18 protein-coding genes are annotated in these 18,393 nt (G+C 73.1%); 5 read left to right on the top strand and 13 right to left on the bottom strand.

Annotated elements, in window-relative coordinates; translation table 11 throughout:
- The first annotated feature begins 411 nt into the window (after positions 1 to 411).
- The 5 genes from ACFZCY_RS16520 to ACFZCY_RS16500 are packed head-to-tail and all read left to right on the top strand — an operon-like array spanning position 412 to position 4,757.
- Entirely contained in the window at positions 412 to 1,965 is a 1,554-nt protein-coding gene (locus tag ACFZCY_RS16520) for an ATP-binding protein (RefSeq protein WP_391173386.1), read from the top strand.
- Between the two features lie 24 nt (positions 1,966 to 1,989).
- Entirely contained in the window at positions 1,990 to 2,373 is a 384-nt protein-coding gene (locus ACFZCY_RS16515; RefSeq protein ID WP_391173683.1) for a roadblock/LC7 domain-containing protein, read from the top strand.
- Positions 2,370 to 2,729, top strand: a complete 360-nt coding sequence (locus tag ACFZCY_RS16510) for a DUF742 domain-containing protein (protein WP_391173383.1) — start codon at positions 2,370 to 2,372, stop codon at positions 2,727 to 2,729. The genes ACFZCY_RS16515 and ACFZCY_RS16510 overlap by 4 nt, the downstream gene beginning before the upstream one ends.
- Entirely contained in the window at positions 2,710 to 3,333 is a 624-nt protein-coding gene (locus ACFZCY_RS16505) for an ATP/GTP-binding protein (protein WP_391173380.1), read from the top strand. Before ACFZCY_RS16510 ends, ACFZCY_RS16505 begins: the two co-directional genes overlap by 20 nt.
- Positions 3,330 to 4,757 (top strand): cytochrome P450, encoded by a 1,428-nt coding sequence (locus tag ACFZCY_RS16500; RefSeq protein ID WP_391173377.1) that lies wholly within the window; start codon positions 3,330 to 3,332, stop codon positions 4,755 to 4,757. The genes ACFZCY_RS16505 and ACFZCY_RS16500 overlap by 4 nt, the downstream gene beginning before the upstream one ends.
- A gap of 34 nt (positions 4,758 to 4,791) precedes the next feature.
- Here ACFZCY_RS16500 and ACFZCY_RS16495 read toward each other — a convergent pair whose 3' ends face one another.
- The 13 genes from ACFZCY_RS16495 to ACFZCY_RS16435 all read right to left on the bottom strand — a co-directional run bounded on the left by ACFZCY_RS16495 (position 4,792) and on the right by ACFZCY_RS16435 (position 18,392).
- On the bottom strand, positions 4,792 to 4,944 hold the full coding sequence (locus tag ACFZCY_RS16495) for a hypothetical protein (protein WP_199830969.1): 153 nt from the start codon (positions 4,942 to 4,944) through the stop codon (positions 4,792 to 4,794).
- Between the two features lie 189 nt (positions 4,945 to 5,133).
- Positions 5,134 to 6,153: a zinc-binding dehydrogenase gene (locus tag ACFZCY_RS16490; RefSeq protein ID WP_391173372.1), complete on the bottom strand. Its 1,020-nt coding sequence runs from the start codon at positions 6,151 to 6,153 to the stop codon at positions 5,134 to 5,136.
- 55 nt (positions 6,154 to 6,208) lie between these two features.
- Positions 6,209 to 7,141, bottom strand: coding sequence for a hypothetical protein (locus tag ACFZCY_RS16485; protein WP_391173369.1), 933 nt, complete (start codon positions 7,139 to 7,141; stop codon positions 6,209 to 6,211).
- Positions 7,138 to 9,882, bottom strand: a complete 2,745-nt coding sequence (locus ACFZCY_RS16480) for a PEP/pyruvate-binding domain-containing protein (RefSeq protein WP_391173366.1) — start codon at positions 9,880 to 9,882, stop codon at positions 7,138 to 7,140. The genes ACFZCY_RS16485 and ACFZCY_RS16480 overlap by 4 nt, the downstream gene beginning before the upstream one ends.
- 7 nt (positions 9,883 to 9,889) lie before the next feature.
- Positions 9,890 to 10,537, bottom strand: coding sequence for an isoprenylcysteine carboxylmethyltransferase family protein (locus tag ACFZCY_RS16475; protein ID WP_391173363.1), 648 nt, complete (start codon positions 10,535 to 10,537; stop codon positions 9,890 to 9,892).
- A gap of 19 nt (positions 10,538 to 10,556) precedes the next feature.
- A complete protein-coding gene (locus ACFZCY_RS16470) occupies positions 10,557 to 11,333 on the bottom strand; it encodes an AfsA-related hotdog domain-containing protein (protein ID WP_391173361.1) in 777 nt (258 codons plus the stop codon).
- A 37-nt stretch (positions 11,334 to 11,370) separates the two neighbouring features.
- Entirely contained in the window at positions 11,371 to 12,261 is an 891-nt protein-coding gene (locus ACFZCY_RS16465) for a prephenate dehydrogenase (protein WP_391173358.1), read from the bottom strand.
- Positions 12,254 to 13,903, bottom strand: coding sequence for an alpha-amylase family glycosyl hydrolase (locus ACFZCY_RS16460; protein ID WP_391173355.1), 1,650 nt, complete (start codon positions 13,901 to 13,903; stop codon positions 12,254 to 12,256). Before ACFZCY_RS16460 ends, ACFZCY_RS16465 begins: the two co-directional genes overlap by 8 nt.
- Before the next feature lie 38 nt (positions 13,904 to 13,941).
- A complete protein-coding gene (locus ACFZCY_RS16455; RefSeq protein ID WP_391173352.1) occupies positions 13,942 to 14,637 on the bottom strand; it encodes an HAD-IA family hydrolase in 696 nt (231 codons plus the stop codon).
- A 37-nt stretch (positions 14,638 to 14,674) separates the two neighbouring features.
- A complete protein-coding gene (locus ACFZCY_RS16450) occupies positions 14,675 to 15,283 on the bottom strand; it encodes a maltose acetyltransferase domain-containing protein (RefSeq protein ID WP_391173350.1) in 609 nt (202 codons plus the stop codon).
- Between the two features lie 24 nt (positions 15,284 to 15,307).
- Positions 15,308 to 16,180, bottom strand: a complete 873-nt coding sequence (locus tag ACFZCY_RS16445) for an endonuclease/exonuclease/phosphatase family protein (RefSeq protein WP_391173347.1) — start codon at positions 16,178 to 16,180, stop codon at positions 15,308 to 15,310.
- Positions 16,177 to 17,172: a methyltransferase gene (locus ACFZCY_RS16440; protein WP_391173344.1), complete on the bottom strand. Its 996-nt coding sequence runs from the start codon at positions 17,170 to 17,172 to the stop codon at positions 16,177 to 16,179. The genes ACFZCY_RS16445 and ACFZCY_RS16440 overlap by 4 nt, the downstream gene beginning before the upstream one ends.
- Positions 17,169 to 18,392: an MFS transporter gene (locus ACFZCY_RS16435; RefSeq protein WP_391173341.1), complete on the bottom strand. Its 1,224-nt coding sequence runs from the start codon at positions 18,390 to 18,392 to the stop codon at positions 17,169 to 17,171. The genes ACFZCY_RS16440 and ACFZCY_RS16435 overlap by 4 nt, the downstream gene beginning before the upstream one ends.
- Position 18,393: the final 1 nt, after the last annotated feature.

Raw genomic sequence — 18,393 nt, 5'->3', positions numbered from 1 at the left:
GCCGCCGGCCGGGGGGCGGGGGGGGGACGCCGGTTGCGGGGGGGGGGGGCCCCCCCGCGGGGGGGGGGGGCGGGGGGGGGGGGGGCGGGGGGGCCCCCCCCCCCCGGGGGCCCCCCCCCCGCCGCGTTTCCGGGGAAAACTGCCGACTGTACAACTCACCGCCGCCTCCGGCGAGTCGCCACATGATGTCCGTAATGGCGGCAAATGCACCGCAAGTTGGCGGTGTGGGGTTTCGGATCCCCCAAGGGAATGAGCGAATGCGATCGCTTTTTTACGCTCACGGAATTCACCCCTCGCATTCGTTACCAAGAAAAAATCATCGTCATTTCGGGATGTGCCGCGACCGCTATGCTCCAGGGCCCATAGCGAGTTCTTCGCACGCATTTTCTCCCGCTGCTTTTAAGGAAGCCGATGGTTTTCGCCGGCGCGTCACCTGGAGGCCGACGGCCCGCCTCCGCGCTCGTATGGCTCATTCCCCCCGCCGCGCTCGCGGCCTGCGCGGCGCTCGCCGTGACCGTGGTGTCCGCCGGGGCGCGGGCGACGGTCGCCTGGTGCGGTGCGGCGGCGACGCTGGCGGTGGCCCTGGCGGCGGCCGAGTCGGCCCGCCGCGGACGCCTGATCGGCAGGCTGCGCGCCCGGATCGCCGAACAGGACGCCGCGTACCGGCAGCGCCTGGTCGACCAGGAGGTGGAGACCCGGCGGCTGGCCGAGGACGTACTGCCCGTGGCCGTGGAGCGGCTGCAGCGCGGGGCCGAGGTCGACGTCCTGATGAAGGACATCCCGCCCTCGCCCGTCCTCGACCCGGACTTCGAATCCGCCCGGCGCGCCGTCCTGCGGATGGTGCTGGAGACCGTGCGGGCCGAGGAGGACCTGCGGGACGCGGCGGGACGTGCGTTCGTCAACATCGCCCGCCGGGTGCAGGCCATCGTCCACCAACAGGCCATGGACATGCGGGACATGGAGGACAAGCACGGGGCCGCCCCCGAGGTCTTCCACGATCTGCTCCACCTCGACCACGGCAACGCGCTGATCGGCCGGCTCGCCGACAGCATCTCGGTGCTGGGCGGCTCCCGCCCGGGCCGCCAGTGGCGCAACCCGGTGCCGCTGTACAACGTGCTGCGCGGTGCCATGTCGCGCATTCTCGAATACCGGCGGGTGGATCTGCACTCGGTGGCCGACGTCGGCATCGTCGGCCCGTCCGTGGAACCGCTCATCCACGCCTTGGCCGAACTGCTGGACAACGCCACCCGCTACTCCCCGCCCATGACCCGGGTGCATCTGACGGCGGTCGAGGTCCAGTCCGGGGTGGCGGTCGAGATCGAGGACGCCGGGGTGGGCCTGTCGGAGGAGAGCGGCAGGCGTGCCGAGTACGTGATGGAGCAGGCGGGCACCGGCTTCGACCTCGACGACCTCGGCGAGACGCCCCGGCTGGGCCTGGCGGTGGTGGGCCGGCTCGCCGTGAAGTACCGGTTCCAGGTCTCGCTGCGGCCCTCCGCGTACGGCGGCGTCCGCGCGGTGCTCGTCGTCCCGCAGGACGTCATCTGCCCCACCCCCGCCCCCGGCGGGGCCATCGCCCGGGCCCAAGTGCTGCCGCCGCCCAAGCCCATCAAGCGCGCCGCGCCCTATCCGCCGCTGCCGGACAACATCACCGGTCCGGTCGCCCACGACCACAACGGGATCCGCCACAACACCGCCGGACTGCCCCAGCGCCGCCGCCGGATGCCGACCGTGACCCCGCCCATCCGCGTCGACGCCGACCCGGAGCCTGCCCCGGCGGTCTCCCCGGCACCGGTCGAACCGCCCATCCAGCCGGGGATGTGGCTGGCCGCGTTCACCAAGGCCGTGTCCGGCGAGGCGGATCCGGTGGACCTCTCCGGCCACCCCTACGGCGACGAGCCGTCGGATATGGCGAACGCCCCGGACAACGCCTCGGACGCCCAGAACATGTCGGATAAGGGTGAGTAGCACGTGACGCAAGCGCGGTTCAACATGGACTGGATGCTCCGGGACCTCGCCAAGAGCGTTCCGCAGATCCGCCACGTGGTCCTGCTGTCCTCGGACGGACTGTGCATGGCCCAGGTCGGTACGGACGAGGACACCGCCGACCGCCTGGCCGCCGCCTGCGCGGGACTGCAGAGCCTGTCCACGGCGATCGCCGCCGAATTCCCCACCGGCGACGGGCGGATGCGGCTGGTGGTCATCGAGGTCGACGGCGGCTTCTTCTATCTGATGGCGGCCGGCACCAGCTCCTACCTCGCGGTGCTCGCCGAGGACGGCGTGGACGCCGGGCTGATGGGCCAGTGCATGAGAGACCTGGTCGCCCGGCTCGGCGAACACCTCAGCAGTCCGCCACGGGCCGGACGCATGACATGAGCCGGACCGGAAAGGGCACCGACGAAGGCGGCCCCGAACGGCTCTACCTCGTCGACGGCGGCCCCGGCCGGTCCGCGCGGGCGGACACCATCGAGCTGGTCAGCCTGATCGTGGCCCGGACCGAACCCGAGCCGGGCATGCTGCCCGAGGCCGCCGCCGTGCTGAGGATGTGCCACTTCCCGCTCTCCGTGGCCGAGATCTCCGCGTATCTGACCCTGCCCGTCAGCACCGTGACCGTGCTCCTCGCGGATCTGCTCGCCCACCAGCGGGTGGAGGCCCGGGCACCGGTCCCGGCCGCGGTGCTGCCCGACACCGAACTTCTGCAGGCGGTGATGCATGGACTACAAAACCTCTGAGCCGGTCGCCGGACCCCGCAGCGAGGACACCCTTCCGGCCTCCGCCGCCGCGGCCGTCAAGATCGTGATCGTCGGCGGATTCGGCGTCGGCAAGACCACCATGGTCGGCTCGGTGAGCGAGATCCGCCCGCTGACCACCGAGGAGACGATGACCCAGGCCGGGGTCGGCGTCGACGACATCGCCGGGGTGGAACGCAAGACCGAGACCACCGTGGCCATGGACTTCGGCCGGATCAGCCTCAACGAACAGCTGGTGCTCTACCTCTTCGGCACCCCCGGCCAGGAGCGCTTCTGGTTCCTGTGGAACGGCCTCTTCGAGGGCGCGCTCGGGGCCGTGGTCCTCATCGACACCCGCCGTCTGGAGGTCAGCTTCGACGTCCTGGGCCGGCTGGAGGAGCGGGGCGTCCCCTTCGTCGTCGCCATCAACGCCTTCCCCGGGGCGCCCGTCCACCCCGTCGGCCGGCTGCGCGCGGCCCTGGACCTGCCCGACTCCGTCCCCATCGTCGACTGCGACGCCCGCGACCGCGCCTCCAGCCGCGACACCCTCCTCAGCCTCGTGAGCTATCTGCAACGCCTCACCACCGCCACCCCGGAGACACCGTGACCCCTCCTCCCGACCAGTGCCCCGCCCACGCCCGGAGCCCCCTCGCCGGTGTGGTGGACCTCTTCGGATCCGAGAACGAGAAGGACCCGATGGGCCTGTACGAGCGGCTGCGCACCGAACACGGACCGGTGGCCCCGGTGCGGCTCGGCGACGACGTACCGGCCTGGCTGCTGCTGGGCTACCGCGAGAACCTGGAGGTCGCCCGCACCCCCTCCCGCTTCTCCCGCGACTCCCGGTACTGGAGCGCCTGGGCGGAGGGCCGGATCCCGGACGACTCGCCGCTGCTCCCGGTGGTCGGCTGGCAGCCCATGTGCACCTTCGCCGACGGCGACGAGCACGAGCGGCTGCGCGCCGCGCTCACCGACAGCATGAACCGCGTCGACCGCCGCGGCATCCGCCGCCACATCACCCGCTTCACCCATCAGCTGGTCAACGACTTCTGCGCCGAGGGACAGGCCGAACTCGTCACGGGCTTCGCCCAGCGGCTGCCCATGCTCGTCCTCACCCAGGTGCTCGGCATGCCCGACGAGTACGGCCCACGGCTGGTCGAGGCCACCCGCGACCTGATGAAGGGCTCCGACACGGCCCTGCGCAGCGACAGCTACGTCACCGACACCCTGCGCCACCTCGTCGAGCGCAAGCGCGCCGAGCCCGGCGAAGACCTCGCCTCCCGGCTGCTGAGTCACCCCTCCGAGCTGACCGAGGAGGAGGTCGTGCAGCATCTGCGGCTCGTGCTGCTCACCGGCAACGAGACCACCACCAACCTCATGGCCAACACGCTGCGCATGGTCCTCACCGACCCGCGCTTCCGCGCCTCCCTGGCCGGCGGCCACATGACCCTGCCGGACGCCATCGAGCATGTGCTGTGGAACGAACCGCCGCTCACCGTGATCCCCGGCCGCTGGGCCACCGGCGACACCGAACTGGGCGGACGGCGGATCAAGGCCGGGGACATGCTGCTGCTCGGCCTCGCCGCCGGGAACGTCGACCCCGCCATCCGCCCCGACCTCGGCGCGCCCATGTACGGCAACCGCTCGCATCTGTCGTTCAGCGGCGGCCCGCACGAATGCCCCGGCCAGGACATCGGCCGTGCCATCGCGGACACCGCCATCGACACCCTGCTGCTGCGCCTGCCCGATCTGCGGCTGGACGTGCCGGAGACCGAGCTGAACTGGGTCGCGTCGTGGATCTCCCGCCATCTGGTCGCGCTGCCGGTCGCGTTCATGCCGCGCAGGCCCGACACCGATCCGGTGGACACCTCCGGCCTGCTGCCCGCGCCCAAGATGCGCCCTGTGCGCGTGGTGCCCGCGGACGACGAGGAGGCCTTACCCGCGGACGAGGCAGCCACCGCCGCCGCGCCGCCGCCCGCCCGGGTGCCGTGGTGGACGGCCCTGTGGCGGTGGCTGCGCGGCACCGCGGCGTGAGCTGACGTCGTGGGCTGATACGGGGGCGGCCCGCTCAGCGGGCGAGCAGCGTCCCCACCGCCAGCAGCGCGAGCACCACCCAGGCGAACCACAGCCAGCCATTGCTCCCCAGCGCCACGGTGTAGGCGGTCACCGCCACCAGGCCGCCCACCGCGCACACCGTCATTCCCTTGGCAGATCCGGTCATCCCCGACCTCCTCACGGCGGTCCCGGCACCGCGGCGCCGGAACACCGGCCCCACGGCCGAGACACCATCGTCTCTCGGCCGTGGGGTCTTCGGCTAGGACGAGGAAACCGGCCGTCCCCGTGGACTCCACGATCGTGCGAGCACACCAGCACGCCGCCGGGCCGCGTGGGGCGTCCCCCGCCGCCGCGGTCACGACTCCAGAAGGACCGTACCGATGTGGCGGCCGTCCAGCAGTTCGCCCAGGACACGCGGCGCCCGTTCGATCCCCCGCAGCCGGGTGTGCGGAAAGGTGAGGACACCGCCGCGCAGGCCCCGGCTGAACTGCTCCTCCCAGCGCGGCACCGCGTCGCGGTGGTCGGCGGTGGTGAGCCCGCGGAGGGTGATGCCCCGGGAGAACAGCGCCAGGGTGTCGACCGGCACCTCGGCCGTCGTGCCGCCGCGGGCCTGGGCGGACAGCGCGCCGATGACGATGCATCGCGCGCCTCGGCGGGCCAGTGCCAGGGCGGCCCGGAGCTGCTCGCCGCCGACCGTGTCGACGAGCACGTCGATGCCCTCAGGGGCCGCCGCGCGCAGCTGCTCCTCGATCGGCGCCTCGCCCCTGACGACGGCCGCGTCGAAACCCAGAGTCCCCACGAGGTAGTCGGCCTTGCGCCGCGACCCCGTCGACCCGATGACCCGTCCCGCTCCCCGCACGCGGGCGAACTGTCCGGCGAGGGAGCCCGCCCCGCCCGCCGCGCCGGTGACGAACACCGTCTCGCCCGGCCGTACTTCGGCGGCGCGTATCACTGCCAGCCAGCCCGCGAACCCCTGCGAGAGGCAGGCGGCCGGGTCGGGCCACAGGGCCGGGTCGACGCGCCGTGCGTCGTCCGCCTCGATCACCGCGTATTCCCGCCAGCCGAGCTGGTGTCTGACGAGATCGCCGGGGCCCAGGCGGGTGCCCGGGGCCGCGACCACCTCGCCGAGCGCCGGGGCCCACAGCGCCCGGCCCGGTTCGTAGGGGGACATCGGGAGGACGGCGGCGGCGTCCTCCATGAGCGTGCGGGTCACCGCGCCGACCCGCGTCAGCCGATTGCGTACGAGGACCTGGCCGTGGCGGGGCACCGGGACCGGGACCTCGGCGACCTCGAACCGATCGGGGCTCAGTCTGCCCCCGGGACGCGCGGTCAGGCGCACCTCGCGGTGGGTGGACGGGACGGGCGGTTCGGCCATGGGGTGGTCCTCATCCTCGGACGGTGGCGGGGTGACGCGGTCAGGGCGCGGGGCGTTACCCGGTCAGGCCCGGGTCCGCCACGCTCAGCGCGGCCACGAACAGGCCGATGTAGAACCAGGCGAGGAAGCCCATCGCCGGTCCCCGCGGCCACGTCGCGCCCCGCGCGTCGGCCAGCGCGAACCGCTCGCCGCCCGCCCAGACACAGCCGAGCGCCGACAGCGGCAGCCACGCGGCGGCCGCCGCCGGACCGTGCACCTGCCACGGACGTACGACGAACAGCGCCAGCACCGCCGCCGCCAGGGCGCAGCCCACGGTCAGCCCGACAGAGCCCCGGGTGCCGATGGCATTGGAGTAGAGGGTGGCGCCGGGCGTGACCTGGTGGCTGGTCTTGCGGGCGAACTCGAAGTGCAGGAAGACACAGGCGCACAGCAGAACCGGCACGGCCGCGCTCCAGTGCGGGCCGGCGCCCGTCGCGTCCCGGTACGACAGCCACACGTGCACGCTGAGCAGCGCCTGCACGGGATAGCTCACCGCCAGATTGCGGAAGATGCCGTCCCGGACCGACCTCGACCAGCGTTCGAGTCCGACCAGGAAACAGATGTAAGCGAGATCCAGCAGCAGCCAGCCGGTGAGCAGGGGCGACCGCCACACGGTGAGTGCGATGCCCGCGGCCGCGATGACCGCCATGGCGAGTCGCAGCTCGCGTACCGTGATCGAACCGCGCGGCAGTGGCCTGCCCGGATTGTGCTCCCGGTCGTACGCCAGGTCCTTCTGCTCGTCCACGACCCGGATGAAGAGCAGGGCCAGCCACACCGTGCCGATCTCGGCGAGCGTGGGCATCCCCAGCCGCCAGCGGGCGTCGCCCGGCTCCACCAGGGCCAGCGCACCCTCCAGGGCGAGCACCCACAGCACCGCGTACGTCACATAGACGCGGGCGGGGGCGCGCTCGGCGAAGAACGCGTACAGCCGCCGCACCGTGCCGCTCATTCCGCCACCTCGTCCAGGATCGTCACGGTACCGGTCGCGCCGTCCATCTCCACGCGTGCCCCGTCCGGAATCCTTCTCGTCGCGCCGGGCAACGCGACGACAGTGGGGATGCCGAACTTCCGGCCGCTGATGGCGGTGTGCGACAGCAGGGTGCCGCGCTCGACGACGATGCCGCGCGCGGAGAGCATGAGGAACAGCCACCCGGGGTCGGTCTCCCGGGCCACCAGGATCAGGTCGTCGGTGGGATCGACACGCTGGTGCGGGTCGATGACCACACGGGCGGTGCCACGCACGACACCGCCGCTGGAGCCCAGCCCGCGCAGCCGCGAGCCCGGCCGCGCGTCCCGCTCCGGAGTGGGCAGCCCGTCGCGTACCGGGCCCATCGTGGCGAAGTCCGCGGGGAGTTCGACATCGAGGGTGGCACGGCTCAGGTACTCGGCTCGGCGCAGCCGCGCCAGCCCCCGCAGATCGTCGGTGACCGCGCCCCCGTCGAAGTGGCCGAGGATCTCCTCCTCGGTGAGGTGGACCACGTCCTCCGCTGTGTCCAGGGCACCGCGCGCAGCGAGTTCCGTACCCAGCCGGCGGTAGATCTGGCGGCCGAATCCGAACAGCTCGCTGCGGCTGTAGCGGGTGTCCTCCCGGATGTTGATGTACCGGCGCTGCTGGGCGAGCAGGGCGCGCAGCACCCGGCGCCGCACGGGGTGGCCCGCCAGCAGCGTCCGCAGCCGCTCCTCGGCGGCCCGCCGGGTCGCGGTCTCCCGGCCGCGCAGGCGCTCGCGGGTCAGGCCGCCGCGCGCGTACTCGCCGGCCAGCCGCAGCAGCTGGGAAGGCTGGTCGCGCGGCACCGGGACCTCCAGCTTGAGCTCCTGCAGGCCCCGGTCGCCGTGGGCCGCCCCGTGCGCCCGCATCCGGTCCGCGATGTCCGTGCCGAACGCGCCGTCCTCGATCCGCCGCAGCAGCTCCTCGGGGGGCTTGCCGGGGTCCTCACCGGCGAGGGCGTCCAGCAGCCCGGGGGTGGCCCTGATCCGTTCGGCGAGATCCACGAGGGACATCAGGATGGTGACGCTGCGGTTTTCCTCGCCACCGCACAGCAGGTCGCTGTGCAGACCGGCGTCGGCGCCGGGCAGCCAGCGGGAGAAGAGCCGTATGACGGCGGTCTCGGTGGTCTGCAACAGCACGTCGTTGACGAGGGTGAGGCCCCAGCGTTCCCCGGCCTCCTGCCACAGTGACCGCATCAGCCGCGCCAGTTGGAGCGGGTCGGCGGTCCTGGCGGCCCCGCGGTGGCGCGCGATGGTCTGCTGCCACCAGCGGTCGAAGCTCCGGGCGGCGGGGACGTGCACGGCCCGCAGCCAGGCCAGGCGCAGCAGGGCCGCGGCGGTTTCCGGCAGCCGGCCGGGAGAGGTGGCGAGGCGGTCGGGGCGGACATCCGTCACGGAGGGTGACATGCCCATCATCCGCTCGAAACTGGCGCGCCACAGCGGGAACGTGGGGGACAGCCGGTGCAGCGTGTACCACGCGCTGAGGGAGTAGTAGACCCGGCCGTTCAGCAGGCCGAGCATGGACCTCAGGTCGTTCTCGTGGCGTGCCAGCACGGCGGGGGAGACCCCGAGCCGCCGGTAGAAGTCGCGGAAGTCCTCACGGTAGAAGCGCTGGGCGAAGGAGTAGGTGAGGGCGGTGGTCACGCCGGGATAGCTCTCGGTGATGTTCGCGTTGCTCCACAGCCGCTGCCCGCCCAGGTCGAGGACGACCGGCCGGGCCTGGAGGATGTGCAGGGCGCCGTCCTCGGTGAGGGTGCCCTCGATGTCCTGCGGGCAGCCGAAAAGCCGCTCGAGGCGGTCGCCGACGCCCCCGATGTGCCGGATCTGCCCGTCGGTGAGCGCCGGTTCGTCCCGCTCACGGCCGTGCACCGGGAGCAGCCGGGGCCCGCTGCCCGGCCGCGCGGGATCCTCCTCCATGCGCTCGGACTTGTGCGCGACGACGGAGCGGACCGCGCCCGTGCGCCGGTCGATGAAGTGATGGTCCACCGGCACCTTCTCCTGGACGACCCCCTCCCCGATGCCGAGCCCGGCCGCCAGCACCCGGTCCCGGGACCCGGTCAGCGGGTCGCAGGTGAACAGGACGAAGGAGCGGCGGCCGAACACCATGCGCTGGACGCCCACGCAGACGGCGAAGTCCTCCGTGGCGGCGGTGGAGCGCGCCGCCCGGTACAGCAGTGCCCGGGTGGCGAACCCGGAGGCCCAGCACGCGCGCACCCGCTCCAGCACCTGATCGCGGGTGACGTACAGAAAGCTTTCGCCGATGCCCGCGAAGGCGTCCTCGGCCGAGTCCTCGGCGGCCCGCCCGCGCGGCCCCACCATCGAGGACCGCACCGACACCACGGCGTGCGGGCCGAACACCTCGTCGTACGCCCGGTGGACGGCGCGCGCCACCGACTGCGGGACCGGCACGTCGAGGACCAGGCGGCGCAGGGCGTCGGACTGCTCGGCCAGCCGGTCGGGGTCGGCGTGGTCCAGCCGCCGCAGGATCGCCAGGAGCCGCGGGCGTACGGGTGCCAGGGTGCGGGTGAACAGACTCGCGGGCAGGCAGAAGAAGTGGGGCACGGGCAGTCCGGCCGAGGCCATCCGGGCCTGGCGGGCGAACTTCGGGCCCACCTCGGCCTCGTCCAGCAGCGCTCTCCCGCGCAGTACCGGGCCCCGGCGCCCGGCGGGGCGGACGGCCCGCAGAAGGTTCTCCATGGTCATGTCGATGTCACCACACCCAGGGGATGAGGCGGCGCCGGGACGCCGCGAAGTCGGAGTAGCCGGGCAGGGCGAACAGCATCCGTTCCTCGACCAGGACGCGCACCACGATGGCCGGCAGCAGCAGGACCACCAGCGCGGCGGCGCTCGCGGGGTTGAGGAAGTAGCCGACGAAGGCGAGGTGCGCGGCCGCCATGCCGACGTACGCGGGATGCCGCACCAGGCGGTACGGGCCGGTGTCCACGATCCGGTGGTCGCCGAGAGCCCGCACCCGGTGCGAGTAGAACCGCCCGAGGGCGCGGACCGCCGCCAGGCGCAGGGCGACGGCGCAGACGAAGACCACCGGCAGGACGGACATCCATGGCCGGTACCCGGACCAGTCTGTCGGCACCAGACACGCGGTCGCCACGGTGGCGGCCCGCGCCGCGCCGTACGCGTAGACCGTGCCGCGGTCGGTCGTCGCTTCGGTCGCTCGCGAACTGCGCACCGTTGTCCAGCTCTCCAGCAGCAGCCACAGCAGATACGACGCCGCGAGGGCGCATCCGATCCGGTGCGCCGGGTCGGACCAGCCGGCCGCCTCACGGACGGTGGCCACCGCCGTGGCCATGACGGACACGGTGAGCACGAACAGCGGAAATCTCCGCAGAAGCCATGTCATGGTCGACCTCCTGGCCGGGTCACGGGACGTGGTGCTCGGACGATTCCGGCGACCGGCCGGCCTGATGGCGATCGGCCAGCCGCTGGACGGCGGCGTCGCTCTGGGTCTCCTCCAGCCGCTCGGCCGCGCCCTCCTCGTAGACCGTCAGGGTCATGGAACCGGACGCGGTCGTGACGCCCGCCTGCAGGACGTCGCACTGCCCGCGGAAGCGCAGCACGTCCGGCCGCTTCCATACGGCCTCGTCGAGGTGATAGTCGATCTCGGCGTCCAGCGGGAGCAGGAAGCGGGAGAACGACACCTGGAGGGAGTTGATGAGGAACCGCTGAGCGGGCTGACGCGGCTTCAGCAGATACCGTTCGGCGACGGCCAGCGACATCTGCCGGACGGCCTCCGTCACCACCATTCCCGTGACATGGGTGCCGGTGGTGTGGTCGAGCACCATCTCGTGCGTGTTCGACAGGCGCAGCGCGGCCTGGTAGTGGGTGTCGCCGACCCGCCGCAGACCGGCGATCAGGACGTTCTCCTGACGGTGCTTGTGGACCTCGCCGCGGCCGGCGAGCTCCGGCGGGACCGCGTCCCACAGCGCGGTCCCGGGCAGCCGGCAACGCTTCAGCTCCGCCCGGATGAGGTCCATCTCGTGCCGTTCGATGCCCTGTCCCGGGACGAGCACCGGCAGCGGATTACTCAGCCGCCCCGCTCTCAAGTCCGCTACGAGTCTGGACAACGACATGATGCCCGCCCGTGGCGGCCCCCCGGCCAAGCGGTCTCCGACGATGAACACGATCTCGTCGTTCATCCTGGCTCCCTTCCGTGGTGTGCCGGTTCGGCAGTGTTCAGCGGGCGGCCTGCGCCGCGTCGGCCGGCCGCTCGGCGTCGACGATCCGCAACCGTCCTTCCTCACCCCGTGCGAGCGCCGTCAGAAGTTCCGCCGCCCCCTTCCCGCGGGGACGCGCGGCGGAGTCGTCGTCCAGCTCGCGCAGCGCCGCGACGACCGTGCCGAGCTCCTCGGCCAGTTCGGCCAGTACTCGCGCGACGGGGCCCGCGTTCGAGCCGATGATGTCGGCCCACAGCCCGGCGTCTCCCGCCGCGATGCGGGTCGCGTCCCGCAGCCCCTTGCCCACCAGCCGCAGCTGTGCCGTCTCGGCACCGAGCAGCCGGCCGGCCAGCAGGCTCGCCACCATGTGGGGGGCATGCGAGGTCAGGGCGACCGCCCGGTCGTGCTCGGCGTGCCCCATGATCACCGGCCGGCCGCCGCACAGCTCGATCAGCTCGGTGGCGTGGTGCAGGGCCTCGGCGCGGGAGAACGCGGAGGGGGTGAGCACCCACGTACGGCCTTGGAAGAGGTCCGCGCGGGCGGCCAGCGGGCCCGACAACTCCCGCCCCGCCATGGGGTGTCCGCCGACGTAAGCCGTCAGGTCGCAGCCGGCCGACGCGGCGTCCATCAGGGGGCGCATCTTGACGCTGGCCACGTCGGTGAAGAAACGCGCCAGCATGCGGTCCTGATACTCCTTGAGCACCGACGCCGTATGCGCGGGCGGCACCGCGACGACCGCCAGGTCGACCGGGGCGCGCGGGGTGGCGGCGATCCCGGCGCCCAGGGCCGCGGCGGTCCTGGCCGCCTCCGGATCCCGGTCCTGGAGGTAGGTGGTGACCCCTTGGCCGGTGAGGGCGAGCGCCACCGAGGTGCCGATGAGGCCGGTTCCGATCACTGCCGCGCTACGCATGTCCGCCGCCCTTCCCGTCCCGCATCGTCCACGCCGCCGCGTCCGGAGCGAGCGCGGAGCCGCCCGGCGGTCCCGGCTCGCTGGTCAGCAGGACGGTGTGGCCCTCGGGCAGCGGGACGGCGCGCTCCGAGAGGTTCACCACGCACACCACGTCACCGCGCCGGAAGGCGAGCACGCCGGGGCCGCCGGGCAGCCACTCCAGCGGCGCGCCGTGCAGCGCGGGCAGCGCCCGCCGCAGGCGCAGCGCCTCCCGGTACAGCTCCAGCATCGATCCGGCCGCGCCTTCCTGCGCCTCGACGGTGAACTCCGCCCACCCCTTCGGCTGCGGCAGCCACGGCTCGGCGTCCTCACCCGTGAAGCCGTACGGCGGGGCGGCACCGCTCCAGGGCAGCGGCACCCGGCACCCGTCGCGCCCCGGATCCTCGCCGCCCGAGCGGAAGTGCATCGGATCGCGCAGCCGGTCCGCCGGAATGTCCTCGACCTCCGGCAGGCCCAGCTCCTCACCCTGGTAGAGGTAGACGGATCCCGGCAGGGCGAGGGTGAGCAGCGCGGCGGCCCTGGCACGACGGGTCCCCAGGGCGAGATCCGTCGGCGTGCCGTGGGCCTTGGCGGCGAAGTCGAAGCCGGTGCCGGCCCGGCCGTAGCGGGTGACGGTGCGCGTCACGTCGTGATTGCACAGCACCCAGCAGGCGGGGGCGCCGCCGTGCGCGGCGAGCGTGGCGTCGACGCAACGGCGCAGCTGTTCGGCGTCCCAGGGAGTGCGCAGAAAGTCGAGGTTGAAGGCGGTGTGCAGCTCGTCGGGGCGCAGATAGCGGGCGAAGCGCCGGGGTTCGTGCAGCCACATCTCGCCGACGAGCGCGCGGTCGCCGGGATAGGAGTCGGCGATCCGCCGCCAGGAGCGGTAGAGCTCGTGGAGTTCCTCGCGGTCGGCGTACGGGTGCGAGGGATCCTCCGGGGCGAGGCCGGGGTCGGCGAGGTCGGGCAGGGCCGGGTCCTTGGCGAGCAGGGTCGCGGAGTCCACGCGTAGCCCTGCGACCCCGCGGTCCAGCCAGAACCGCAGTACCTCCTCGTGGGCGTCGCGCACCCGGGGGTGACCCCAGTTGAGGTCGGGCTGGTCGGGGGAGAACAGGTGCAGGAACCACTCGCCGGGCGTTCCGTCCGGCCCGGCGGTCCGCGTCCAGGCCGGGCCGCCGAACTCCGAACGCCAGTTGTTGGGCGGCTCCTGACCCGAGGGGCCGCGCCCGGGACGGAAGTGGAACAGCGCGCGCTCCGCGGAGCCGGGAGGCGCGGCGAGCGCCGCGCGGAACCACGGATGGGCGCTGGAGACGTGGTTCGGCACGATGTCCACGACCGTACGGATGCCGAGCTCAAGGGCTTCGGCGATGAGCCGCTCGGCCTCGTCGAGGGTGCCGAACAGCGGGTCGACACCGTGGTAGTCCACGACGTCGTAGCCGCCGTCGGCCATGGGCGAGGGGTACCACGGCGTGAACCACAGGGCGTCGACGCCGAGCCGCGCCAGATACGGCAGCCGGGCCCGGACCCCGGCGAGGTCGCCCGTGCCGTCCCCGTTGCCATCGGCGAAGCTGCGCAGGTAGATCTCGTAGATCACCGCGCTCCGCCACCAGGCCCGGACCTGGGGCACCGACTGTACGGAGCGCGCGGGTCGCGCCGTTCGTGCCGTCACGGCTGCCCGGCCCGGGCCGGATCCGCCAGGAACAGCTCCGCCACATCCACCACGGTCAGATCGGGCAGTACCCGGTGGGCGAGCGAGTAGTCGCAAGCACTCGTCAGCGGGGTGGGAACGGCCAGCACCGTCATGCCCGCCGCCCGGGCCGCCGCGACCCCGCTCACCGAGTCCTCGAACACGACGCAGCGCCGCGGCGCCACCGAAAGCCGCGCGGCCGTCTCCAGGTACACGGCGGGGTCGGGCTTCCGTCGCGGTACCTGGTCACCGGTGACGACCGTCGCGAAGCTGCCGTCGAGTTCGTAGTGGCGCAGCCAGCGCCGCACCCAGCCCTCGTCCGCCGACGAGGCGACCGCGAGCGGCAGACCCACGGCCCGCAGTGCGGCGAGCAGTTCGCGGACTCCCGGCATCAACCGCACGTTCTCGGGGGTGAAGTGCTCGGCCCACAGCGCCTCCAGCCGGTCCTGGAGCTGGGCGTCGGTACGGGTGGCGGCCCCGGCGGAGTTCCGCAGCATGCCGAACAGCAGGGGGTGCGCGTCGGGGCTGCCGCAGACCTCCCGCGCCCACCAACCCTGGGGGAGTTCCGCGCCGTGCTCCCGGAACAAGGCGGAGCAGGCGAGGAAATGGGGACGGATCGAATCGACCAGCACTCCGTCGTGGTCGAAGACGATGGCCTGGATCGCTGGGTCCATCAGGAACCTTTCGTGGGTACGTCAGGGGGGAGGGGGTTCACGGCTGTGGCCGCGGCACCTCGCGGATCACGCGGGCGGGGTTGCCCGCCGCGATCACGTCGGCCGGCAGGTCCTTCGTGACCACGCTTCCGGCTCCCACGACGGTCCGTTCGCCGATGGTCACCCCCGGCAGCACGATCACCCCGCCGCCGAGCCACACGTCGTCCCCGATGGTGATCGGCCGGGCCCGCTCCCACATGGCGCTCCGCCGTCGTGGGTCGAGGTCGTGGTCGGCGGTGTAGAGCTGGCACCTCGGCGCCAGCCAGACGCGCGAACCCAGCACGATCGGCGCGCAGTCCAGAAGCACGGCGTCGAAGTTGATCCTGGTCTCGGCGCCCAGCTCGATGAAGAAGCCGAATTCGCACAGGAACCGGGGCATCACCCAGCCGCCGGGCCCGACCCGGCCGAGCAGCTCGTGGAGAATCGGCTGCCGGGCCTCGTCGTCGGTGAGCGCGGTCGCGTTGAACGCGTCCAGGAGCCGGGCACAGCGCTCCCGGTAGGGCATCAGGGCCGGCTCCGTGGACACGTACGGCAGCCCACCGGCCATCCGGGCCTTGAGCGCGGCCAGTTGTCCCCGCTCGTCGGTCGCTTCCATGTCATCGTTCATTGAGAGGCCTTTCCTCAGGTCCGGCTACCGGGGGCGGAGCCGGACGGTGATCGGCCGGTGGTCGGAGGCGCCCGGCCGCCCGTCGTGCGGGAGCAGCCGGGGGTCGTCCACCGCCTGGTACGAGGCCAGCGCCCCGGTCAGGGTCGGCGACAGCAGGAACACGTCGATGCGGCGCGGCGCCTGGCCCGGCGGGTGGTGCCCGAAGGTCGGCGAGCGATCCCGCGCATGGGCTCCCGCGTCGACGAACAGCGGATCCTCGGCCCCACCCAGCAGCCGCCGCAGCGGAGCGCGGTCGGCGTGCTTCTCGCCGGGCCACCGGTGGTCGTCGCGGCGGTGGCGGGGCACGGTCGTCCAGTCCGGCTCCGGATCGTCCGGCGGGAGGGAGTTCGCGTCCATGGCCATGACCGTGGGGGCCGGCGCGCCGGGGTTCGCGTACTGGCGCAGCCGGTCGGACTCGATCCGCCGGTTCGTGGGGCTGAACGGGTCCAGATGAGCCACGACGAACCGCAGCTCGTGCGACCACCCGGGCAGCCGCAGCGTGACGCTGCCGTGGCCGTGCCACGCGGCGAGGTCGTGCGGTATCCGCTCGGTCTCCACCGGTTCGATGTCCCGCTGCCAGAAGATCGCCAGATGGCAGCCGGTCTTCGCGGTGAACAGCGCGCCGTCCATGCCGAACCCGGCCTTGGCGTCCTCGAAGAACCGCCCCCCGTCCCGGTCCCAGCCCCACCCCTCGGTGGTCATCAGCACCCGGGGCCGGTGTTCCGCGACGATGTCCCGCTGCAGCAGCCAGCGTTCGTCCCGGCCTTCCAGCCGGTCGATGCCCGCCTCGTACAGGTTCCAGAACATGACGAGGTCGCTCGCGACGGCCGTCGCCGGCTGTGTGCCCGCCCCGCTCACTTGAATCCGATGATCATGGATTCCGGACCGTCCAGGTGTTCCACGCGGGTCTTCCGGAAGCCCGCCTCACGCAGCCATTCCTGGCACTCGGGACCGGTGTAGTCGAAGCCGCCGGGGACCTCCAAGTGCATCATGAGGCTGAGGATCAGCCCGACCGCGTTGCTCCGCCGGTCGCCGTCGATCAGCGTCTCGTAGATCAGCACGGCCCCGCCCTCCGGCAGCGCCCGGTACGCCTTGTCCAGCAGCAGCCGCTTCTCCTCCAGCCCCCAGTTGTGCAGGATGTGCCCGAACACCAGCACGTCGGCCGAGGGCAGTTCGTCGCGGAAGAAGTCCCCGGGCATGAAGCTCATCCGGTCGGCGACGCCGAGCGCGCCGGTGTACTCCTCGAACCCCTCGCGGGCCTGCGGCAGGTCGAAGCCGACCGCGGTCAGGTGCGGGTGACGCAGCAGGATCCGGCCGGGCAGCGCGCCCTCGGACGTGCCGATGTCGGCGAGCGAGTGGTAGCCGTCCCAGGGGAAGCTCTCCGCGATCACCCGTGCCGAGCCGATGCTCAGCGCCGTCATGTCCCGCTGGAAGGCGCGGACCGAGTTCGACGTCGCGTACATGTCGGCGTAGAAGTCCCGGCCGGTACGGGCCCCGCGCAGCGCCTCGCCGGTCCGCAGCACCCCCGTCAGGTCGTCGGCCAGGCCCGCGCACTGGGTCAGGTAGCTGTCGCCGAGATAGGTGGCGGGCTTGCCCGCGTCCAGGTATTCGCCGGCCGCGGGGGCGTTGGCGTAGACATCGCCGGTACGGTCCAGCAGGTCGAGCGCCACCAGAGCGTCCAGGAAGTCGCCGACGGCGCCGGGGCCGAGACCGAGCCGGCCGGCCAGCTCGTCTCCGCGCAGCGGCTCCTTGGCCAGCTCGGTGAAGACGCCCAGCTCGATGGCGCTGAGCATCGTCTTGGTCTTCCAGTACGCCCAGAACAACTCGGTGACGGGCTGCGGTGAGGTCATGTCCTTACCTTCTGGTCGGGTCGGTCGGCGGGGTGCCGGCGGGCGGCGGTCGGATCCGCCCGCCGGGCCAGGGCGACGGCGGCCGTGACGGCCAGGCCGCACAGCAGGGTGAGAGCGGCGATCGACAGCGGAATCGACACGGCTGCCCGGGCCGGGGCGGCGAACAGGCCCAGCAGGGGCGGCAGGGCCGCGCTGCCGATCAGGTTGGTCAGCAGCAGAACGGCGCTGACGCGCTCCGGTGGGAGCGGCAGGGCGGCGGTGGCCCAGACGAGCACGGTCGGGAAGACCGTGCCCAGCGCGAACCCGGCCAGCCCGTAACCCGCCGGTGCCCAGCGGTCGTCGACCGTGGTGAGGAGCAGGCCGGTGGCGGCGAGCAGGCAGAGCAGGACCAGCCGCGGCCGGCCCAGCCGGTACGTCACGGGCGGCAGCACCAGCCGGCCGGCGGTGAGGCCCGCCCAGAACAGCGCGGTGAGCCCGGCGGCCTCCTCGGCGGAACGGCCCGCGGCCTCCAGGTGGGTGGACTCCAGCGCGCCGGTACCGGCCTCCACGCCCGCGTACAGGAAGGCCACGGCCGCGAACACGGTCAGCAGGGGCAGGCTCCGGCGCCCGGCCGGGGCGCCGGTGCCGGTATCGGGCGTGGGCGGGGCGCCGGGGCCCGCCTTCCCGAGGTGCCGGGCCGGCCAGAGGAGCGGCGCCGTCAGCCCCGCCGTGACCAGCAGCAGCCACGGCACCTCACCGAACCGGCCCACCAGCAGCGGTCCCACGGTGGCGCCCGCGCCGAAGCACGCGTGCAGCAGATTCATCAGCAGCAGCCCGCGCCGCCCCGGGAAGCGGCCGAAGAAGGCGTTCAGATACAGCAGCAGCCCGCCGAAACCGAAGCCGGTAGCCGTGGCGAACGCGTTCAGCAGCCACCAGGTGGGCGCGAGCGCCATCCCCGCGCAGCCGCCCGCGAACGCGGCCAGCAGGGCGAGGACCGGGCGCCCGGTGGAGGGCCCCCCGGCGCCGGTACGGCTGCCAAGACCGCACGCGGCGACCCCGGCGAGCGCACCCAGGTTGTACAGCCCGACCAGCTCGGCCCCGCCCCCCTCGGGCAGTCCGTACGCGGACCTGAGCAGCGGCAACGCCGCTCCCAGCGCCGCGGTGACCACACCCAGCAGCAAGGACAGCACCAAAGGGGCCACGACGAGTACCCGGGCGGGTGCGGCGGGCGGCACCGGCATG

Origin of the sequence: Streptomyces sp. NPDC007983, from assembly GCF_042958345.1 — a bacterium.
In the GTDB taxonomy this organism is placed as follows: Bacteria; Actinomycetota; Actinomycetes; order Streptomycetales; family Streptomycetaceae; genus Streptomyces.
This window is presented reverse-complemented; position numbering and strand designations above follow the sequence as displayed.

Excerpts from the sequence above, each read along its gene's own strand:
- ACFZCY_RS16465 (WP_391173358.1), bottom strand. The coding sequence starts at position 12,261 with ATGCGTAGCGCGGCAGTGATCGGAACCGGCCTCATCGGCACCTCGGTG.
- ACFZCY_RS16475 (WP_391173363.1), bottom strand. The coding sequence starts at position 10,537 with ATGACATGGCTTCTGCGGAGATTTCCGCTGTTCGTGCTCACCGTGTCC.
- ACFZCY_RS16455 (WP_391173352.1), bottom strand. The coding sequence starts at position 14,637 with ATGGACCCAGCGATCCAGGCCATCGTCTTCGACCACGACGGAGTGCTG.
- ACFZCY_RS16480 (WP_391173366.1), bottom strand. The coding sequence starts at position 9,882 with ATGACCATGGAGAACCTTCTGCGGGCCGTCCGCCCCGCCGGGCGCCGG.
- ACFZCY_RS16485 (WP_391173369.1), bottom strand. The coding sequence starts at position 7,141 with ATGAGCGGCACGGTGCGGCGGCTGTACGCGTTCTTCGCCGAGCGCGCC.
- ACFZCY_RS16505 (WP_391173380.1), top strand. The coding sequence starts at position 2,710 with ATGGACTACAAAACCTCTGAGCCGGTCGCCGGACCCCGCAGCGAGGAC.
- ACFZCY_RS16490 (WP_391173372.1), bottom strand. The coding sequence starts at position 6,153 with ATGGCCGAACCGCCCGTCCCGTCCACCCACCGCGAGGTGCGCCTGACC.
- ACFZCY_RS16510 (WP_391173383.1), top strand. The coding sequence starts at position 2,370 with ATGAGCCGGACCGGAAAGGGCACCGACGAAGGCGGCCCCGAACGGCTC.
- ACFZCY_RS16515 (WP_391173683.1), top strand. The coding sequence starts at position 1,990 with ATGGACTGGATGCTCCGGGACCTCGCCAAGAGCGTTCCGCAGATCCGC.
- ACFZCY_RS16435 (WP_391173341.1), bottom strand. The coding sequence starts at position 18,392 with ATGCCGGTGCCGCCCGCCGCACCCGCCCGGGTACTCGTCGTGGCCCCT.
- ACFZCY_RS16520 (WP_391173386.1), top strand. The coding sequence starts at position 412 with ATGGTTTTCGCCGGCGCGTCACCTGGAGGCCGACGGCCCGCCTCCGCG.
- ACFZCY_RS16440 (WP_391173344.1), bottom strand. The coding sequence starts at position 17,172 with ATGACCTCACCGCAGCCCGTCACCGAGTTGTTCTGGGCGTACTGGAAG.
- ACFZCY_RS16450 (WP_391173350.1), bottom strand. The coding sequence starts at position 15,283 with ATGAACGATGACATGGAAGCGACCGACGAGCGGGGACAACTGGCCGCG.
- ACFZCY_RS16470 (WP_391173361.1), bottom strand. The coding sequence starts at position 11,333 with ATGAACGACGAGATCGTGTTCATCGTCGGAGACCGCTTGGCCGGGGGG.
- ACFZCY_RS16495 (WP_199830969.1), bottom strand. The coding sequence starts at position 4,944 with ATGACCGGATCTGCCAAGGGAATGACGGTGTGCGCGGTGGGCGGCCTG.